Source organism: Mesorhizobium sp. M0030 (genome assembly GCF_040323695.1).
In the GTDB taxonomy this organism is placed as follows: Bacteria; Pseudomonadota; Alphaproteobacteria; order Rhizobiales; family Rhizobiaceae; genus Mesorhizobium.
In genome coordinates this window covers 78,480-97,036 of record NZ_JAMYVE010000003.1, presented here as the reverse complement: position 1 = coordinate 97,036, position 18,557 = coordinate 78,480, and the positions used below count along the sequence as shown (strand labels likewise).

Here is an 18,557-nt window from a genome sequence, read left to right as displayed (position 1 = left end):
TCTACCGGTAGAGCTGGGCTTCATTGCGCTGAAGCTTCTTCAGCGTATTCTGACCGACGACCGTGCTGATGTCCTCGATCTCGCCGTAAATGTCGGCGTTGGGCGCACCGCCCGCCGGTTCGGTTACGAACACGCTGGCAAAAGCCTGCACCGGCAAAGTCTGCCCACCACCTTGGACTGTGTTGGCCACGCAGTCGATGATCGCCACGTAAAGCAGTCTTCTGTCGGCACCCTGCGTCGTCGTGTTGCACTGAGGGGCAGTCGCCTCCTGCCCGCTCTTCAGGGTGGGATTGGCAGTTTCAAACTTGTAGACACAGTATCGGCTGGGATTTGCGCCGCACGAGGTAATCACCCCGGCAGTGCTGGCGTTCCCATGGTTGACGGTCCAGTAACCTGCGAAGTCCCAGCTGCCATCTCCCAGCACGCCTGCCTGCGAACAACTGCCCGACGTAAAGCAATTGTCCCGGGGAAGCGCCTTATAATTGTTCGCCTGCCCGCTGTTGGGCGCATCATAGCTGCAGTTTGACTTGCCCGCATTCTTCACAACCATGCCTTTGCGGACATTGGGCGCCGGCGGGTTAAGTGTGGGATCGGTCTTATATGGCCCGCCATTGTCGTAAATGTCGAAACGGGTGTTGATTCCGGCATTTACTGGAGGAATGTTGCCCGGGCGGGTCTTTACGCCGTTCTGACTATAGCAGGCAGGCGGGCTGGTAACCGCGAACATTTCAGTAAGCGTCTCCGTCGATTTGTCGCCCTGCGGCGATGACAAGAACCCATAGTTGCCGGGACCATATTGTGCGCTGGAGCCGCCGGTCTGCTCCTTCAGCCAAATCATCGGCTTAGTGGTTCCCGACACGGCTGTCTGGAGAGCGCCGATAGACGTATAGGGATTGCAAATGAACATCGGTGTGAACTGACACAGGGCGTTGTTAAACCCTGCCACCGCCTGCGTCTGCAGGTTCATGGTGTCATTGCTTCCGACAAAACTCGCCGGGAAGATTGTAGCAAACGCAGTGGAGTTGACAGTTACCTCAGCGAATCTCGCCACCTTCGGATCTGTGGTGCTCCAGTTCACGCCGTTTTCGTCCACGCCGGCGGCGTTGAGCCCGATGCTGTCACTGGCGGGAATGCCGGACAGGTAGGTGACGGTCAGGTCGGCGGGAACCAGCTTGTGATAGTCAGCGGTAGAAAATTTCGTGGCATTTGTCTTCAGAAGATTGTCGCGAGCCCGGTTGGCCCTGGTAATAGCGTCCGTATTGCCATCCAGCTCGGCCGCTGCCGCCAGCGCAAATGCATCGGCGCCTTTCTGCATATCGTTATGAAGACTATTGGCCCGGCTCATGTCGATCGCCAGAAGCGCGAAGCCAACGAGCACCGGCACCATGATTGCGGCGAATAGCATCGCTACGCCGCGTTGATCGTTCCAGAACGCCCTAATGGTCCCCAACATGACCTTACTCTCTGCTTCCTTTCACCGGGCCCCTCGCTCACCCGGCGCAACGCGACCGCATCCTTCTGTTCAATTCGCTCCGTTGGTCACACCCGACCCGCCGACATTGACCGTTATCGCTGGCGGCGGCGGTGGTGGCGGTGGAAATTTATAGCTCTGGGCAACAGCGGCAGCCCGCGTGCCGTCGCCTTCGATATGTGTGTTCTTCGCGTTCGGATTGAACGGATCCACCGTCTGCAGCAGCGAATTGTATTTCTGCGTGTCGCCGGCGGCGAGCGTCACTGAATCGTAGTGGTTCAGATAGTCGGCGGCGCAGCCCGATAGTGCACCGGCGCACAGAATGAGGATCAAGGCGCTATTTCTTGACATAGAGCATCTTGTCCTTCGATTTGAAGTCCAGCATGTGGCCATAGGGGCCAGTCACGCCGTCGCCCGTTTCATATTTTCGTATCATGTCCTTGTTCACTTCGAGCTGACCGAGGATGAAGAACTCCGGGTCGTTGGCCGGACGTGTCTTGTCGAATGGTGTCGCCAGCTGCTCGCCGGGCTTCACCGGCCGCACGATGTGCGGCGTGACGATGACGACCAGTTCGGTCTCTTCCTTCTGGTTGCTCGAATTGCGGAACAGCGAGCCGATGACCGGAACCTGGCCGAGCCACGGAACCTGGTTCTGCAACTTGGTGGTTTTGGTGGACAGCAGTCCGCCGACGGCGAAGCTCTGGCCGTCGCGCAATTCGACGACGGTTTCCAGCTTGCGGTTGGTGAAGATCGGGTCTCCGGCGGTGGTGAAACCGGTGAGGTCGCTCACCTCCGGCGCAAGCTTCATATGGATCTTGCCGTCGTCGAGTACGACCGGCGTGAAATTGAGATTGACGCCGAACTGCTTGTATTCGATCTGGATCAGCCCATCGGCGGTGACGCTGCGGATCGGGACCTGGCCTCCAGCGTTGAAGCTGGCCGGCTCGCCCGAAAGCGTCGTCAGGTTGGGCTCAGCCAGCGTGCGCACCACACCCTTGGCCTCGAGTGCTTCGATGATCAGATCGACCTTGATGTTGCTGTCGATGACGCGGGTGATCAGCGCCGCGAAGGGATTGGTGTTCGACAGCAGGCCGGTGATCAGATTGCCGGGCCCCAGCACCACATCATCTTCGTCGACGGCAGCAACGCCCGTGCCTGTACGGGTCGTGCCGCTGCGATTTGTGCTCTTGATCGACACACCGAGGTCGCGGCCAGCATTGCGCTTGGCTTCCAGCACGCGGACCTCGAGATTGACCTGCTGGCTATCATCCACAATGACGGAATTGATGATGGCGTCGGGACCATATTGCTGCGCCACTTCCATGATGGACGCCAGCGTGGCGCCATCCTTGACGTGACCGCCGAGCCTGACCTTGCCGTTGATCGAACCGATTTCGATGCGCGCCCTGGGCGCTACCTGGCGGATCGCCTGCGCCATGTCGCTGACATCAACGCCGACTTCGATCTGGATGACGCCGAGTGAGCGCTTCTCAGGCGAGAAGAGATTGACCGTGGTGGTGCCGGCGCCCTTGCCGATGACATAGAGCGTGCGATCGGTCATCGGCTGAGCATCGGCGATCTTCTCGTCGCCGACGACGATATCGCCCAGATTGGCGCTCACCTGAATCGTGACCGATTGCGAGATCGGCAGAAAAACACGATGGACACTGGGGTTCGAAACGTCGATGAAACGGTCAGCCGCATCGGCTGCAAGGCCCGATAGCATCAGCGCAGCCATACCGGACAACGCGGCCGCCCCCATCCTAGCCCAAAACCCCTGCATCCCCATCTCCCCAATCACTGCCGCCGGCAGCCCTCGATTACCGCGTGTCTTCTATGGTTGTCGCGGCACATCGTAGGATTCGAGCTTTACGCCGCGAAACACGCCCACTGTAACATTCTTCGGCGGTTCCGGCTGTACGTATTTTATCACTTCCTTAACGACTTCCCGGACTTCCGGCGCGGACGCCACGGCCGGAGCCGGCTTCACTTTGCCCAACTCGTCGAGGCGGCTGCCCACTCTGTCCACCGCCTGGGTCAATCCGGCAATCTTGTCGTCGGCGCGCTTGCGCTCAGCTGCGGCCTCCGCTTCGGCGGCTGCCTGCTTATCCAGTTCGGCCTGCCTTTTAGCAACATCGTCAGGCGTTTCGCCGGTCAGATCCGAGAGCGTGACGCGTTCGGTCGTCTCGCCCTTGCTGGCCGCTGCTTGGCGAAGCGCCAGCGACAATTGGCCGGCGCCCGCCGCCAGGGTCAGCTTCTGCGCATCCTTGGTGCTGGCCTCCAGCGTTACGGCCTTGACCACGGTCGGGGCGTCCTTGCTTTCATCCGCGACCTGGTCGACGGCAAGCACCTTCATGCTCTGTAACAACACATCGACAAAACTCTTGTCCGTACCGTCACTGTCGCGCACAGTGCGCGTCAGCAAGACATCGACCCGGTCACCCGGGAAGACGAATCCGGCGACGCCAAGCACGTCGTTGACGCGAATGGACACTGCTTTCATGCCTTCGCCGAGCACTGCCGAAAGCGTGGCGCGCTGGCCTGGGCCGGTGATCTTGTTGGCAAGCAGCGGTTCGTTGACGCCGATCATCTGCAGCGCCTGCTTTGCGCCTTCGCCCGCGAGCGCGTCCTTTGTTGTCTTGAATGCGCCTGCTGGAACCGCGCCCGCCGGCCAGGCGATTTCGCGCAGCTTTTCTGATGTCAGCGTGTCGCCGAACTTCAACGGCACCGCCGCCACCACGACCGTGTCGCGCTGGACGCCGTTTGCCTCGGCCATGGCGCTGCGCTGGTTGGCCAGCCAAATGTTGACAAGCACCACCGCGAGCACGCCAAACACGCCGGCGAGCACGATCATGATAAATGTATTGGCACGCATTTGACCCAAGCCCCCAGGCCACTGCGGGAACTCGCCCGCCTCGATTTAGGATCAGGCCCGGATTTTAGGATCCGGGCCTGATTTCTTGTCGATCAGCTGCCCGTCCCGGCGGCTGCATCGCAAAGTCCGCCGGCTTTGCCGTCGAGCTTGCCGCAGAGACCAGTAAAGCGCCCGGTCACCCAGCCACCGATCGCCAGAATGGCGAGAATGGCTGCACCAGCGATGATGCCAACCAAAATCGAATATTCGACCATGGCAGCACCACTCTCATCATCGCGAAACTGCCGCGTGATCGTCGTGAGTTTTTCCATGTCAGTTGTCCCGATGTCAGTTGTCCCGATCAGGTGCCGGCGCCGGTGCCCTTAATGCAGGTGCCGCCAGCCTTGCCATTCAGGGTGTCGCAGAGACCGCTGAAGCGGCCGCTGACCCAGCCGCCGATGGCGAGGATCGCCAGGATCGCCGCGCCGGCGATAATGCCGACGAGGATGGAATATTCGACCATAGCAGCGCCGTTTTCATCGTCGCGGAACTGCCGGGTCATCGTCATGAGCTTCTTCATGTCAATGTCTCCCTTTGGAGGTTGAACCCGACGAGACAGAGCCAAGGATGAACCCCATACCCAAGCATCCCCCGTCGTCTCGATCCTAGGTCGCACGAAAAAGCAGAGTCAAACGGATTAACGGTTCCTTAACCTTCCAATACCTGAACTTGCGAAATCAAAAGCCATTTGGATTGTAACAAGAGCTTGATTCGGCTGGATTTTCAACGGTCCTTAACCATTCGTTCACAATTTGGCCGCAGCCAACGCAAAACGACAGTCGTATTAGCAAATCTGCATATTCCTTTATATCTAAGGGTTTACGGGGATCTTTCACCCGCATCTCATTTGTTGCGGTATGAAAGGTCCCGTGAGGTGGAAGTTGGGGAGACGGTCAAGCGCGCGGCATCGAAATAAAACGATATTTTTCTGGCCTCCTCCTTAACTATGTTGAAAGCATTGGCCTCACGCGAGACCCTCCAGCGCTTGTGCCTCGCTTGGTTAACGTTTAGTTTCCGCTAATAAGGGCTAGCGGGGGTATAAGGGATTATGCTGGGGCGGTTTATCAAGGGACCAAGCGAGCAGCAGGCTGCGATAAGGGCCGAGCAGCCGACGGTGCTGCCTGCCGCTCCGGCCCTTTCGCCGGCCGCTGATATTGAACCGCGCGGCGATGATTTTCTGATACTCAAGGTCGAACTTCATCGGCACCTTATCGATCGGTTCAATCTGACCGCTCTTGAAAATGCCAGCAAGGACGAGATTCTGAATGAGATCCGTCCGATCGTTCGCGAGTTCGTTCGAAATCGAAGTGTGCCGCTGAACGCCCGCGAGCTCGACCAACTGACCAGTGATACAGCTGACGAAATGCTGGGGCTCGGGCCGATCGAGCCGTTGCTCAAGGACGACTCCATTACCGATATCCTGATCAACACCCACAAGCGTGTCTTCATTGAACGGCGTGGCCTGGTTGAAGAGACGGCTATCCGGTTTCGTGACGAGGCGCACCTGCTGCGCGTCATCAACAAGATCGTTTCGGCGATCGGCCGGCGCGTCGACGAATCGTCCCCGATGGTCGATGCTCGACTGGAGGACGGCTCCCGCGTCAACATCGCGGTTCGGCCGATATCGGTGGACGGCCCGCTGGTCTCAATCCGCAAATTCTCGAAGAATCCGTATTCGCTCGAACGACTGATGACGCTCAATTCAATCAAGCAGCCGATGATCGATCTGCTGCGGATTGCCGTTCAGGCGCGCAAGTCGATCCTGGTTTCGGGTGGCACCGGCAGCGGCAAGACGACCTTGCTCAACGCGCTGTCGAGCTACATTCCTTCCAGGGAACGCCTGATCACCATCGAGGACGCGGCGGAACTGCAATTGCAGCAGCCGCATGTCGGTCGGCTCGAAACACGGCCGCCGAATGTCGAGGGCAAGGGCGAGGTCCGTCAGCGTGAGTTGGTCAAGAACGCACTGCGCATGCGGCCCGACCGCATCATCGTTGGTGAGGTGCGTGGCGAGGAAGCCTTCGACATGCTGCAGGCCATGAATACCGGCCATGAAGGCTCGATGACCACCATCCATGCCAACACACCACGAGACGCCATCTCGCGCCTGGAGCAGATGGTCGGCATGGCCGGCATGCCGATGACACACGAATCCATCAGAGCTCAGATTGCCTCGGCCATCGACATCATCGTGCAGACGCAGCGTCTTTCGGATGGGGGCAGACGGGTCATTTCGATATCGGAACTGACCGGCATGGAAGGCAATGTCGTTCAGCTTCAGGAAATCTATCACTTCGTCAGACGCGACGTCACTGCGGACGGTGCGATTATCGGCGATTTTCGAGCAACTGGTGTCCGTCCGCGTTTCTCATCGGAGGCGGCGACGCTCGGACATCACTTTGGCAAGGACGCCTTCAATCCGCAGGTTCCGCTCTGATGCTGTCCGGCCAGCCCTTGCTCTATTTCATCTATACGGTGGCGGCAGCGTCAGTCATTCTCGCCGCTGAGGCCCTGTATCTTTCTTATGCCAGTCGCCGCTCGCGCGCCGGAGCGGTCAATCGCCGGTTGAAGCGCCTTGCTGACGAAGTTCCGGCCGAGCAGACCCTGCAACGACTGCTGCGCGAGCGTGGGCTGACAAGCTCCGGTGACTTCCTTTTTGGTCTAGTGGGTCTGAATAGGCTCTACACGCAATCCGGCATCACAGGGAATCCCGTGACTTTCGCGGCGACATTCATTGTCGTTGGGCTTGCCCTGGCAATGGTTCTCTCATTGTTCCTGGGTGTCTCGACCCTGATATCGTTCATCATTTTCCTGGTGATTGGGCTTTTGCTGCCAATCCTTGTTCTGCGACGCGCCCGAAACAAGCGTATCCGGAAGTTCGCCAGGCAACTTCCGGATGCGCTGGACATGATCGTGCGCTCGCTGCGGGCTGGACATCCCGCCACGGTGGCAGTTGGTCTCGTGGCCCGGGAGATGCCCGATCCTCTCGGCACCGAGTTCGGCATCGTGTCCGACGAAATCACCTTTGGTCTCAGCATGGAGCAAGCGGTGCGGAAGCTGTCTCAGCGTGTCGGCTTCGAAGGCCTTCATCTGCTGTCAGTGTCACTGTCGATTCAGGCAAAAACAGGCGGCAATCTGACGAATATCTTGCACAATCTCTCATCGGTGCTGCGTGAAAGGCATAAGCTTGGGATGAAAATCAGAGCGCTTTCAGCGGAAGGTAGAGTGTCAGCATGGATCATCTCGCTATTTCCAGTCGTTATGTTCTTCGTTCTACTGGTTCTTGCGCCAGCGTACTATGGCGATGTTTTGGGTAATCCAATAATTATGCCTGTATTCGTGATCTTTGGGACATGGGCGCTTCTTGGTGATTTCATCATGTATAAAATGGTCAACTTCGACTTCTGACGGGAGGTAAGAATAAACATATTAACAAATATGCCTGATGTGGGCCTTCTTGTCTCCCTTGCCGTCTTTATGGCGGCGGTGGCGCTTTTCCTTTTCGGCGCTCTTGTTTTCTTGCCCGCGTTGCAGACACGAAAGCTGGTCGCACAAAGCCTGACAGCCGAGGGGATCGTCGATCGCCGGTCAATGCTCGGCCTTGAGCAACAGGCTAAAGTCTTGGCCCAGCGACCCATCGAGGCGTATTTCCGGTCCGTAGAGAAAGAGCGGGACGAGCCCAATGCCCTTGAGGCGAAGCTTTTTCGCGCCGGCTTTTATCAAGCAAGCGCTCCTTTCATATACACCTTGTCACGATTTGGAGCGGTTTGTGTCGGCTTCTCGTTGATGTATGCGCTTCTATCTCAAGTGCTGCCCCCTGATTTGCCCGCGTTTGTGACCCTTGCCGGGTCCGCTTTGTTCGGGCTTGCTTGCATCGTTATTCCGAGCATCATGCTCGATCGTTTCGAAAATTCGCAGAAGCGAATCTACCGGCGCGGCTTCCCCGATTTCATGGACATGATGATCACCTGTGCCGATGCCGGCATGAGCCTGGAGGCCGCTGTCGAACGGGTGAGCCAGGAACTGGTCGCGACCCACAAATGGCTGGGGATACAGCTTTCGATCATGACGTTGCAGCTGCGCGCGGGTAAACCGTTGCGAGAGGCTTTGCGTGAACTGGCGGACCGCATCGGCCTGGATGAGGCGCGAGCTTTGGCTGTGTTGTTTCGTCAATCGGAAGAACTCGGCACCAGCCTTACGGATGCGTTGCGCGTCTACAGCGATGAAATGCGGTCACAGAGAATCCTTCAAGCGGAAGAGCGTGCGAATGCGCTGCCGGTCAAGATGATGATCCCGTTGGGTATCTGTATCTTCCCGGTGGTGCTAATGATCGTCCTTCTGCCTGTTGTTATTCGGATGCAGGCCATTTTCAATCATTAACCTATATGCTTTGGTTCTAATAAACCGAGTCGAAGGAACCCTGGGGAACGAAATGACAGGGCCAATACGTCTCACCGCCGCAGCCAGCGTGTTGCTTTTCGTGCTCGCCGGTTGCCAGTCGACCGATAGCAGCTTGGGTGTCGTTCGCACCAACGAGCCATCGAAAGGCGACGTAACGTCCTTTGGCGATGCTTTCGACGGGCTGAAGACGGTCGGCGACGTCGAATACTATGCCTCGGACCAGGCCGTCGCCGAGGCCAAAAATCAGTTCCGTACAGAAAATTACGGCAATGCCGGCGCCCTGTTCTTCAAGGCGACGCAACTGGCCCCCAATGATGGTGGCGCCTGGATGGGACTGGCCGCCTCATGCGACCGGATCCACCGCTTCGACCTCGCCGATCGGGCCTATGGCCGAGCCTTCAAGCTGGTCGGCGCGACGCCCGAATATTACAACAATGTCGGCTATTCCTACCTGCTGCGCGGCAAGCTGCAGGACGCACGCGCGAATTTCCTCAAGGCCTACGAACTGGCGCCCAACGATCCGACCGTGGTCAACAATCTGAAGCTGCTGTCATCCAGCGTGCAGAACATAGAGCGGTAGAGCCCCAGCATGTTGCTTGCCGCGTCGCTGCTGCTGAAGGTGCTCGCCGTTCCGCTTCTCGCGAGAGTTGCATGGCTGGACTTCACGACACAGAAAATATCCAATCGTGATGTGCTGCTGCTGTTGTGCCTGGGAATCGGATCGATGCAATTTATGTCGATTCAGGCCGGGTCATGGTGGGACATGGGTCTGAGCTTCATTGTGGGCTTTGCCCTGTTTGTCGTGCTCTTTCCCTTCTGGGTCTTGCGCAAGGTCGGGGCCGGAGACGTCAAGCTTATAGCGGTGGTGCCGTTCCTGGCCGGCGGGACCGACCTCGTGTTGTTTACCTTGCTGTTGCTGGTCTTTGCGCTCATCACGGCAGCGGTCGTGAAGAATCCCTTCATGCTGCCTGCCGGTGCCTTTCGGCTTTACGCCGAGCATCTCGATCGCAAGGGTGTTGTTCCGTTCGGCGTGCCGATCTCAATCGCGGCGATCTGCTCGATCGTATTCCACATCGTCAGCCGACTAACGGGCTATGGCGGTATTGAGAATTTCCTCTGATGCGCAACGGGCTAGCCCCTATTCCACGCTGAGCCGATACCCAATACCGCGCACCGTCTGCAGCCAGACCGGATTGGACGGATCGCGCTCGATCTTGCGGTGCAGGGGGTTGATCTGGAGTCGATGGTGCGCTCGCCGACTTCGGAATCGTCACCGGCGAGTTCATAACGCCGCATGGTTTTCGCCGACCCGTGCGGCGAAGACCGCCAGGGTCTCCTGCTCGCGGCCGCGCGCCCGCCACCCCGCCTCAGTTCGCGCCTGGACAGCGTGCCATGCGTTCCCCAGCGCTCCTAACGACATTGGCACGATCATCGAAGATCGCTTCAATGGCAGGTTCCAGATCGAAAAAAGGAAGAGAAGAAGAATCTGTGCGCTCTCTGCACACAGTCTCCCAAATTATCTGCTTTTGCAGGAGTCGCCTGGTGGTGATCTGCCTCGGGAGCCGGCGATCGGCGCGGAGGCGACCATTCCTGGCAAAAAAATTTCCGGCTTCGCATGACCTTCCGCCGCAACACGGACAAGCCGCTGCCGGCAAGGGGCTGAGCAATAAAAAGCCCGCCACCGCGAGGCAGCGGGTTCTCTTTCGGAAATGATGAGCTGCCTTTTACGGCCGGCCTTCATGGGGCGGGGTTGCGGATGCCTCTGGCCGGACATTCGACGTCATTGAAGCGAGGCACTCTTCCAGACGTTCCAGCCGCGCCTTCTGGCATCGCAGTGTGTGCGCGACGTCATGCAGCCTGGATTTGCCCTGAGAGTTGGCGGCAGCGATCAAGTCTATTTGTAGCCGACTGATCTCGCTCCGCAGATCGCGAGCGTCAGCTTCCATCAGACCCCTGATCCATCCAGCCCCGCGCATTCCAGCACACCATCCACCGAGCCCTGCGTCGCACGATAGCAGCGAGTTTGCTAACAACCATGCCATGAACCTTCTCGAATTTTATGCATTGCTAATATATAAAAGGCCCGCCACCGTCAGGCGTCCGGGCAGTTTTTGCCCCGTCGGATCGGACTGTGAGGTTTGTCACGGACGCATCGACGTATCGGCGTAGGCTACGTGCAGTTTCCTGCAGGGGTAAAGGGAGTGGTCCCGATGCTTGTGAACCTTCCTATGCTTGTGAATCTTCGTCTTGTCGCAGTTGGTCCCCTTGCCGATTGGGTCCGTCATCGAGCCGAGCAGAAGGCGCTGTTGAAGGCGACGGACGAGTTGAGCAAGTCACCAGACGACATGCTCAGCGACATCGGGATTTCCCGTGACGACATCACGACGTTTGCGTTCCGCAGCCCGGCGTCGAGACGTTGGGGCTGAGCAACAAAAAAGCCCGCCCACCGTGAGGCAGCGAGCCAAATTATTCAAGAATTAAACTGGATCGTTCCAGGTTCCGTAGCGCGGGAAGCGCGGCCGGTAGCCGAACACCCGGCCGAGGATGCGAATGCAAGAAGATGGCCCTCGTCCGCACACCAGGGAATCGAGAAGGAACGTCTCGTGCAGACTTCCCTTGGCGGCAAAGCGGCCCCCATAGCCTCGCCCGTGATTGTTGCGCCAGCTCATGGTTTGCGGATGACCGCCTCCAAACATGGCGACCACAACGCACCCGTCCTCCAGTTCCGCGTCTGGATCAATGATAAGGCTTTCAGCCCGAAGCTCGGGGTAGGTGTCTGTCACCGCAAACACGTTGTAGGCCCACTTGCTGGCGGCACTGCGAGGCAAAACTGCTGCCCCAGGGTCACGTGACCGTGCCGAGACGATCGCGGGCTATCAGATGCCGTCGACGTTCTGTTGAGCCGCGACCGAAATTCGACTAGTCGAGTCAGCCGCTTCCGATGATCGCCAGTATATCAAGCAAACGACCAGCCCGGCGTACCCGACTTGCAGAACGATCAGCGCAAGGACCGCACAGCCGAGCGCGGTCCAAATTGAACCGGCTTCGATGTAGGTCCAGATCGCCACAATGATCGCAGTGGCAGACATGCCGACCAGAAACTGTGGAAAATACATTCCTCCGCGTTTCATTAATTTAGCGATCGCGCAATTAGCCGATTCTAAAATATCGCTGCAGCATGATGTCGCATCGGCTAGCACTTACCCATCCACAGAAATGGTCGCTGCAGTCTTTGGGTGTGGGGCCGCACCGGCCACCGCGCGCGAAGATAGAGCCCCCGCGCTGCCTAGATATAGTCATATTAGCAATCACGCCATTAACCATGTAGGCGCTCCCAAGCCAAAACTCAGGGAATCCCTCTTGAAGGCTCAAACGAGAGGACAAGCTAATACCGTTGAGAGTCGCGGGCATGGACGACGGTATGGGCGAGCATCTTGGGGTTTTCGACCTTGACGCTTTGCGCAAGGCTTTCCTCGAGTTCGTAGAAGAGCATAAAACCACGGATCATCCTGAGTGGGGCGAACTCGCCAAGCTGTTCCTCGAAAATCAACGAGAGCGGCACCAAGAACCGGACCCTGCCCAGCCGGAGGGGTGAACGCACCAGCGCTGTGTGACCGGACCGGCGCAGAAGCCTCAGGCTAAGTCCACCCTTTCGGCGACACGACGATTCACTTCGATAATCAATTCGAAGACGCTTTCAAGCTCGCCGTTGATCTCGTCGGCAGGAATCCCGGCCTTCTCGGCAGCTGTCATCAACTGGTCTTTCAAGTCGCCAACCGAGATGGGGTCTCCCCGCGCCACAATGGGCAGTTGTTTGGCTACCCACTTATCGAGAAACCTCAGGCCACGGACGCTCATTTGTTAGCAACCTCTCATCCTTGACACTGCACCCGCCCGCGGCCGGGTGACACCCGATCGCATAAGCGTGACGATTCCCTCCTATGACTTCCCGTATGCGGTTGTCGATTCGACTTCGAAGGCCGTGATCGGCCAGATATGGAATTAGTCGGCCCGGTCACGCGACAAGGTAACCGTCAGCCTGCGGCCACTGGTGACTGTCGACGCCGAGCACGTGCGCGTTGTTGAGAGCCATGTGGGGTCGCCACGGCGAAAAAAGCCGATTGTTGACAAAGCCTAACGGCGCTGCTTGAGGAGATCAAAGGCCTCGTCGCAGGGGCAGCCGCCGGAAAGAATGGGATTCGGGCCGCTTTGGATTATTATGCGGTTCCCGAGCCAGCACGGCGACAAGTACCGAGCAGTCGAGTTCCTCGTTGAACGAAAAGTGCGGGTCGGCCTCTGGCAAGATCTGAGCCAAGCGTAGCGATTTCAACCTGGCTGTCTTGGCGGCACGTTCTGTGCATTCAACCTCATTGATCGCTTTCGCGGACCGCACTGCACCTCGGCGTTCTCCCAGCCAACACATTTCCTGGTAGCCTCATTCTCACCTCCCCCCAACGCAAATTTCTACATTCGGATGAACCATGTCGCCCTTCATTCTGATGAAGCCCAAGCTGAAGCAGCGGACCAGATGGCCCGCGATTGTGGGCTCGCACCGCCCGGCGAGGTGACGCGAGCCCGGCCGAGTTTTGCGGGACCCTGGACAAGGACAGCGCCGAGTGGCTGGGTCGGCGCTCCTCGATTTCCTCATGGAAGGCAAACACCCAGAAACACCAAAGATGACTGTTGAATCGGCCGCTGACGCCGCCAGAGGCCGCGACCAAGTTCTAACCGCCATTTTTGAAGGCATAGCAACAGCCTATCAAGCCACGCTCTATGAAAACAATGATCCTTTGGACAGTTGCGCGACCTTTGCAGAGACGGCACTAGCGTCGCTGGAGTCGACTGGCTTCAGAGTGGTGCGTTAAGCCACCTTTGCTGCCTGCACGGTTTCGGGCGAACCGTGCAGGTTGCCCAATGGGGCGACAGTGGAACAAACTGAGGATTCACATTCCCGGAGTTCCGATTTAGAATCATTCCATGGAAACGGTGTTCGATGATATCGCCAACGCCTCAGAGAGCCCCGCTCAGACGTGTGGCGCCCAGTCCGCGCCTTCGCCCTCGATCTTGCCGCCAAGCTGTTCCTTGGCCTCGCTGTCGGCCTAGGCGTTTGCTTTGGAATGGCGCTGGCTGGTTAGCTATCTCGCTGCGGCCGGCTGAATTGCGACAGCAGCAAAATCTGCCGTTGAGTTTCCCGAAAACGTAGCAGTCTCTGATTCAGCGGAGGTCGAACTTGTTGATGCATGGATGCCAAGGAAATCCTTTCCACAAAGGGCACTAAAATCTTCGGTGACATTGCTCATGGACCCGGAGGTGGTGCCGGAAGCGATGAGCGAGATAAAAGCGATGCCATCGGCTGGAATGGTGATGGTAATCCTGTCGCCGCTTTCTGCAGCTATCGCGGCAGGTATCTCAGAAGCTCCAACCACTCTGTAAATCTGCGCCGTGACAGACGGGTTGCCGCCATCAAAAGTGAACCCGATGTCGGTCGACGTTGTGTTTTCCAATATGTCGCCGCTGCCGGCTGATATGAACCAGATCTCGGAATTGGCGCTTGAGGGCACATCATGACTGCGCACCAGGCGCCTTGCCCGAAGGTCGCCGACAGTTACGGTATCTAGCGTCCGCAACTCCCCGAAAAACTTCCATGAGACTTCGAGCCAGATATCCCTACCGGTAGCAACAGCACCAAGGTTTTTCGAGGGCGCCTTAACCGTGGGGCCAGGGACGAGCCCCCCAGTATTAAAGGCCGAGACAGCCGAGACCATGATCGGTGACGAGCGCCGTAAATTCTGAAAGCCAATGATCGCCGCCGTGATCGCCAACGCCGCCAGGACAAGGGCAATCGCTATCCAAACAACTGACCGGCGTCGATTTCGCATCGTTGCCCCAACCCTAGGGGAAATATCAACGTATTAGCAACTGCTTGTATTTCTCGTGAACCAGGATCATTCTGCTGCACGGAGGCCACCAGTAACGATGGAAAAGGGGAACGTCATGGAATCCGTTTGCTACGCCCAAAGCTCGATCTGTTTGCTGTCGCTCTTAGTCAACACCACGATGGCGCTTATTGTTTTGACGCCATTCGCAGCGACGCGCCTGCTGGTGTTGAGGATGCGCGCGGACTCGGGCCGAAACCTTCAACTCGCCTAAGGCGCCGTGGGCAAACCACGTTACCGAGGCGCAGATCATGCGAATATTTCTGTTGATCCTTGCCGCTGTCGCCGTGTTCTACATCTGGGACAACGTGGCGAACAAAGGGCTGTACACTGCCCAGATTGAACGCAGCGTGGGTCTAGTCGCAGGCTTCAAACTCATAAACTAGCGCATCGCGATTGGTTGCACATCATGGCCAGAAGGTTGCCGCAACCATCAGACTGCACCGATGTGGGCCATGAGATCGGCAATGACGGTGTCCCTCTCGGGTGCGCTCGGTACCGTCGAGAACGTTGCAAGCTCAAAAAACTTGCGGTCGAGATAGCCGCCAACCGATTTGCCGAGGCACATCTTGCGCGTCGTCAAATCGTTGATGGTATTACCCGACGCAACGGACGCCTCGATGCCGCCATTGACGGAGAATAGAGGCTCCCGCCTTCGTGGCGCCATGTCGTCACCACAGGCACGCCGGTCGAAATGGCAGTACTGGGAACCTGCCAAGGGTACGACACGAAATTCGATCCTTGGCCAATGGGCCCCGGGATAGAAGTGCCATTTGCAAATAACCAGCGTCGTCACCCCACAGGATGTCATTGTTAGCGGCGTTGCCTGCGCCAGTGTTGTTGGTGTTGTTGGTGTTGATGGCATCGATGTAGCCCGAACAGATCACAAAGCCGGACGACAGCCTCACGAAATTGGGGATGCTCGCGCCTATCAGTTGGCTGGTGATGCCGTTGAAATCGGCGCATGTCCGGCTGATTGGACCTGCAGTTGTAACGGCCGGCTGCGCACTGGTGACCCCAATCTTCTCGAAGTGCCGGCCGCCGCCGGTCTGGTCCTTGAAGGAATCGGTGCCGGGCGTCGGAATCTTCGCCGTGGAAGGGTTGTCGATGTTGGCTTCGATCTTCAGTGCTTCGAGCCTGCCGCTCAGACTCCGCCGAGCGTCGGTTCTTTGCGGTAGGCATTTTCCGCCGCGACGAATTCCGAGGTCGGTCTCGGGAGCTTCAGTGCTGATCTGAAGTAAGCGGCGCTGGCCGTTTTCGAAGAGCGAGATATCTTGGCAGCGATGTTCATTGCCATTATGTCCATCGCAAACGCGATGCGTCCCGTCGCGTTTGTCACGTTTGCCGAAAATATTCCCGCCTAGCCGCTACCTCGGCTTTCCATTTGCCGCCGACGCGCCGGCCGAAACCTTTCCGATCTTCTGGCCGAGAGCCTCGGCGGCAACCGCCGTCTCGACCCAATCTCCAGAACTCCGATCCTCGAACTCCGTTTCGATCTCAGCGACGAGCGCCGCTATTTGCGCGAGTTGGCGTCTGATCGCTGCGAGTTTGCGCACGGTGCTCATGGGCACGTCTCGATCGATGCCGGAACCAAAGTCGTTGAGCAAAGTTTCCTTACCGAAGGGCGTTTTAGGTTTTTGGAGAACTCGAAATGAAGACCATCATCCTTGGCGCATTGGCGCTTTGCTTGGCTGCGCCTGCGGTCGCGTCCGCAGAAGAAGGCATCGTCGTCCAGACCCAGCGACATCACCACCGCCATTATTGGGACGACAACAATAACGACCGTGTGGTCATCTATCGGAACGGACACCGTCTCCATCGCCGCCATCATGGCGAGCAGGCGTTTTACGACAATGGCGAGCGCGCCTGGCGCCGGCATCATCACCGGTCCAGCGACTTTGTGGTCACCGGATCGATCAACCGTCCGATGCATCACCGCCGTCACGTCGTCATTCAGCAGGACGACAACAACGATTATGACACCGACTATTGATCGCAGTCTAACGGCCCGGCCTTCGACGAGAGCCGGGCACCGGAGGGAGGGGTTTCGCCATGACGATGCTGTTTCAATCCTTGGACTTGGACGGTCACAAGCGCAGCGAGCTTTACCATGCGGCGCGGTTGTCGATGCTCCAATGTCGTGTGTTGACGCGCTTCGATCGGGTCGAAGAGGCTGCCGATAAGGTGCAAGCAGCGGCTGAGTTGTTCGCTGAGGCGGCTCGACCTGTCGGAAGCACTCAAACGCTCGGTATGTGAGCGCCAAGTCGGCGGCGGAACCGGCAGGCGGCAACGCGCGTTGCCTTTGCATGGTCGACTATCTCAAATCGGTACTGAAGGAACTGTGTCCTGCCTGGCTCATGCGGAAGGCGGGCGTCGTAGACGTTCGCCCTGTTGAGCAGCAGCCAGCCATAAGCGATCTAATAGGTGCGGCGCCGCCGACGCGATATCGTGGGCCGGTGCGGTCCGAGCCTCCCGACCACAGGCTTAACGAGTCCATAAGCAAGCGCAATTCGGGCTGACCCGCGACGCAGAAAGTTCGAAAAGCTTCCAGGACCCCCAACAAACTGGACGACGCAAACGACGCAAACTGGACGCCGCAGACAACAATCAGGTTCACGGACATCCTGGTGAGCATTCGCATTGGAGCGGATAGTATCGTCGGCAAAAGAGGGTCCGAAAAGGCCTTTCGGCAGCTCCCTCGTAGGAACGAAAAAAGAAGAGAAGCGGAACTTGCGTGTGCAGTATTTGCACACGACCCCTCATAAACATTTGATTTGATTTTCAGCATCTGTTTAACATCAGAACCTTAGAACCTGCCGCACACGCTGCGTCAGCAAGACCTTCCTGCAACGCGACGTTGCGCGGCGCCGGGGCACCGACACCAAGTCGATCGCAGTGAGACGCCGACAAAGCCCTGTTAGCGCGCCTGAAGCCTTCGGCGAACTCATCGACCTCCATATCGACGACATGTGCGATGTAGGCAAGTCCCCTCGCCGCTCCAAGGCCGCAGCCCTCGCTATGCTCCGAACATCTGGGGAAGTGCAGCATCGCCACCCTCGATCGCGAACGGCTCGTTCGCATCGGTCGTGATCGAGCCGCCCAGGGTGCCGGACGATGAGTCTCGGTATCGACATCACCTGGGAAAGTCGTTGAGCGTCGTTCCTGGATGATCTGCCTGGTCGTGATCGCGACAGCCGCTGGCGAGAGCCGCCAAACACGCATGAGATTGTCTGAAGCGGAGGAGCGTCCATGGAAGGACCTATTTCGAGCTATTTTGCATCGATTGAACCCGTGGGCCCCTGACGTTTTTCTGGACCGCTTGCTGCATCCGGCGCGGCATTTCAAACATCCCCACGACGTTTTGGCCGATGTTGCCCTGGACGCTCAGGAGAAGCGCGCCATTCTTCGTCATGGGCATCGGATGCCTGCGCCGTAGAATCCGTGCCAGCGCTTCGCATGCTGCCGCGAGCGGGTGAACCGGTCAGCTTCGACACGATCATGGATGCGTTGCAACAGTTGGATCGATCGGATGAGCGTGCCGGTCCTGACTGCAGTGACAGCGCGGCAGTGGCCGCGTTCATACCATTCGTCGATCGGATTTAAGGGCGACGTAGTTGTTCTTGCACCATGGACCCGTCGGCGAGTGACCCCGCCGGCGGGAGGGGTGTGGCATCGGTGCGTTCGCCCAGATTGCCGATGAAAATTTTCCTATTCTTCCTCTTGAAGGTGCACGTCGCGATTCTAAATTGATGGTCGCCGGCCGCCCAATGGGGCCGGCAACACAGGGAGGCGGCAAGGCTCTTGGCGCCTTCTTGTCCATGTTGCTCAAAGGAGG

At 58.2% G+C, this 18,557-nt stretch carries 23 protein-coding genes and 1 pseudogene; 11 read left to right on the top strand and 13 right to left on the bottom strand.

Translation table 11 applies throughout. The features are described from left to right. Position 1 precedes the first annotated feature (1 nt). From NKJ80_RS07925 to NKJ80_RS07900, 6 genes are all read right to left on the bottom strand, one after another. Positions 2-1,453, bottom strand: a complete 1,452-nt coding sequence (locus NKJ80_RS07925) for a TadE/TadG family type IV pilus assembly protein (protein WP_023753017.1) — start codon at positions 1,451-1,453, stop codon at positions 2-4. 69 nt (positions 1,454-1,522) lie between these two features. Then, entirely contained in the window at positions 1,523-1,804 is a 282-nt protein-coding gene (locus tag NKJ80_RS07920; RefSeq protein WP_023753016.1) for a hypothetical protein, read from the bottom strand. A gap of 4 nt (positions 1,805-1,808) precedes the next feature. Further along, positions 1,809-3,254 (bottom strand): type II and III secretion system protein family protein, encoded by a 1,446-nt coding sequence (locus tag NKJ80_RS07915; protein WP_023726611.1) that lies wholly within the window; start codon positions 3,252-3,254, stop codon positions 1,809-1,811. 51 nt (positions 3,255-3,305) lie between these two features. After that, the gene (gene cpaB / locus NKJ80_RS07910; RefSeq protein WP_352497386.1) at positions 3,306-4,346 is read right to left on the bottom strand and encodes a Flp pilus assembly protein CpaB; all 1,041 of its coding nucleotides are present in this window, start codon (positions 4,344-4,346) and stop codon (positions 3,306-3,308) included. Between the two features lie 92 nt (positions 4,347-4,438). Then, entirely contained in the window at positions 4,439-4,657 is a 219-nt protein-coding gene (locus NKJ80_RS07905) for a Flp family type IVb pilin (protein ID WP_023726613.1), read from the bottom strand. A gap of 29 nt (positions 4,658-4,686) precedes the next feature. Continuing rightward, positions 4,687-4,905, bottom strand: a complete 219-nt coding sequence (locus NKJ80_RS07900) for a Flp family type IVb pilin (protein ID WP_352497385.1) — start codon at positions 4,903-4,905, stop codon at positions 4,687-4,689. A gap of 528 nt (positions 4,906-5,433) precedes the next feature. Here NKJ80_RS07900 and NKJ80_RS07895 point away from each other — a divergent pair. The 5 genes from NKJ80_RS07895 to NKJ80_RS07875 are packed head-to-tail and all read left to right on the top strand — an operon-like array spanning position 5,434 to position 9,906. Then, on the top strand, positions 5,434-6,822 hold the full coding sequence (locus tag NKJ80_RS07895; RefSeq protein WP_352497384.1) for a TadA family conjugal transfer-associated ATPase: 1,389 nt from the start codon (positions 5,434-5,436) through the stop codon (positions 6,820-6,822). Further along, entirely contained in the window at positions 6,822-7,793 is a 972-nt protein-coding gene (locus tag NKJ80_RS07890) for a type II secretion system F family protein (RefSeq protein ID WP_352497383.1), read from the top strand. The genes NKJ80_RS07895 and NKJ80_RS07890 overlap by 1 nt, the downstream gene beginning before the upstream one ends. A gap of 30 nt (positions 7,794-7,823) precedes the next feature. Next, the gene (locus NKJ80_RS07885; RefSeq protein WP_023753010.1) at positions 7,824-8,765 is read left to right on the top strand and encodes a type II secretion system F family protein; all 942 of its coding nucleotides are present in this window, start codon (positions 7,824-7,826) and stop codon (positions 8,763-8,765) included. A gap of 52 nt (positions 8,766-8,817) precedes the next feature. Next, complete coding sequence (locus tag NKJ80_RS07880; RefSeq protein WP_352497382.1) at positions 8,818-9,366, top strand: tetratricopeptide repeat protein; 549 nt, start codon at positions 8,818-8,820, stop codon at positions 9,364-9,366. 9 nt (positions 9,367-9,375) lie between these two features. Beyond that, positions 9,376-9,906, top strand: coding sequence for a prepilin peptidase (locus NKJ80_RS07875; RefSeq protein WP_352497381.1), 531 nt, complete (start codon positions 9,376-9,378; stop codon positions 9,904-9,906). Positions 9,907-9,924: 18 nt separating this feature from the next. On the opposite strand, the pseudogene NKJ80_RS07870 reads toward NKJ80_RS07875, so the two are convergent. Beyond that, a pseudogene (locus tag NKJ80_RS07870) lies at positions 9,925-10,143 on the bottom strand (winged helix-turn-helix domain-containing protein); the annotation flags it as partial. A gap of 853 nt (positions 10,144-10,996) precedes the next feature. On the opposite strand from NKJ80_RS07870, the gene NKJ80_RS07865 reads away from it, so the two are divergent. Further along, entirely contained in the window at positions 10,997-11,212 is a 216-nt protein-coding gene (locus tag NKJ80_RS07865) for a hypothetical protein (RefSeq protein WP_023741144.1), read from the top strand. 51 nt (positions 11,213-11,263) lie between these two features. Here the strand turns inward: NKJ80_RS07865 and NKJ80_RS07860 are convergent, their stop codons facing one another. Together NKJ80_RS07860 and NKJ80_RS07855 are read right to left on the bottom strand one after the other, a co-directional pair. Further along, entirely contained in the window at positions 11,264-11,569 is a 306-nt protein-coding gene (locus tag NKJ80_RS07860; RefSeq protein ID WP_352497380.1) for a hypothetical protein, read from the bottom strand. 93 nt (positions 11,570-11,662) lie between these two features. Further along, complete coding sequence (locus tag NKJ80_RS07855) at positions 11,663-11,986, bottom strand: exopolysaccharide production repressor protein (protein ID WP_352497379.1); 324 nt, start codon at positions 11,984-11,986, stop codon at positions 11,663-11,665. Positions 11,987-12,195: 209 nt separating this feature from the next. On the opposite strand from NKJ80_RS07855, the gene NKJ80_RS07850 reads away from it, so the two are divergent. Next, the gene (locus NKJ80_RS07850) at positions 12,196-12,381 is read left to right on the top strand and encodes a hypothetical protein (protein ID WP_023833470.1); all 186 of its coding nucleotides are present in this window, start codon (positions 12,196-12,198) and stop codon (positions 12,379-12,381) included. A 38-nt stretch (positions 12,382-12,419) separates the two neighbouring features. Here the strand turns inward: NKJ80_RS07850 and NKJ80_RS07845 are convergent, their stop codons facing one another. Then, a complete protein-coding gene (locus NKJ80_RS07845; protein WP_023741142.1) occupies positions 12,420-12,644 on the bottom strand; it encodes a DUF768 domain-containing protein in 225 nt (74 codons plus the stop codon). Positions 12,645-13,432: 788 nt separating this feature from the next. Between NKJ80_RS07845 and NKJ80_RS07840 the strand changes: the two genes are divergently transcribed. Beyond that, the gene (locus NKJ80_RS07840) at positions 13,433-13,651 is read left to right on the top strand and encodes a hypothetical protein (RefSeq protein ID WP_352497378.1); all 219 of its coding nucleotides are present in this window, start codon (positions 13,433-13,435) and stop codon (positions 13,649-13,651) included. 270 nt (positions 13,652-13,921) lie between these two features. On the opposite strand, the gene NKJ80_RS07835 is transcribed toward NKJ80_RS07840, so the two are convergent. Both NKJ80_RS07835 and NKJ80_RS07830 read right to left on the bottom strand, forming a co-directional pair. Next, positions 13,922-14,665 (bottom strand): hypothetical protein, encoded by a 744-nt coding sequence (locus tag NKJ80_RS07835; protein ID WP_352497377.1) that lies wholly within the window; start codon positions 14,663-14,665, stop codon positions 13,922-13,924. A gap of 490 nt (positions 14,666-15,155) precedes the next feature. Then, positions 15,156-15,389, bottom strand: a complete 234-nt coding sequence (locus NKJ80_RS07830; protein ID WP_352497376.1) for a hypothetical protein — start codon at positions 15,387-15,389, stop codon at positions 15,156-15,158. A gap of 106 nt (positions 15,390-15,495) precedes the next feature. Between NKJ80_RS07830 and NKJ80_RS07825 the strand changes: the two genes are divergently transcribed. Beyond that, entirely contained in the window at positions 15,496-15,900 is a 405-nt protein-coding gene (locus tag NKJ80_RS07825; RefSeq protein ID WP_156937238.1) for a hypothetical protein, read from the top strand. Between the two features lie 189 nt (positions 15,901-16,089). On the opposite strand, the gene NKJ80_RS07820 is transcribed toward NKJ80_RS07825, so the two are convergent. Beyond that, the gene (locus NKJ80_RS07820; RefSeq protein ID WP_352497375.1) at positions 16,090-16,287 is read right to left on the bottom strand and encodes a hypothetical protein; all 198 of its coding nucleotides are present in this window, start codon (positions 16,285-16,287) and stop codon (positions 16,090-16,092) included. An 86-nt stretch (positions 16,288-16,373) separates the two neighbouring features. On the opposite strand from NKJ80_RS07820, the gene NKJ80_RS07815 reads away from it, so the two are divergent. After that, the gene (locus tag NKJ80_RS07815; RefSeq protein ID WP_023734669.1) at positions 16,374-16,715 is read left to right on the top strand and encodes a hypothetical protein; all 342 of its coding nucleotides are present in this window, start codon (positions 16,374-16,376) and stop codon (positions 16,713-16,715) included. Positions 16,716-16,774: 59 nt separating this feature from the next. After that, complete coding sequence (locus tag NKJ80_RS07810; RefSeq protein WP_023706890.1) at positions 16,775-16,978, top strand: hypothetical protein; 204 nt, start codon at positions 16,775-16,777, stop codon at positions 16,976-16,978. Positions 16,979-18,557: the final 1,579 nt, after the last annotated feature.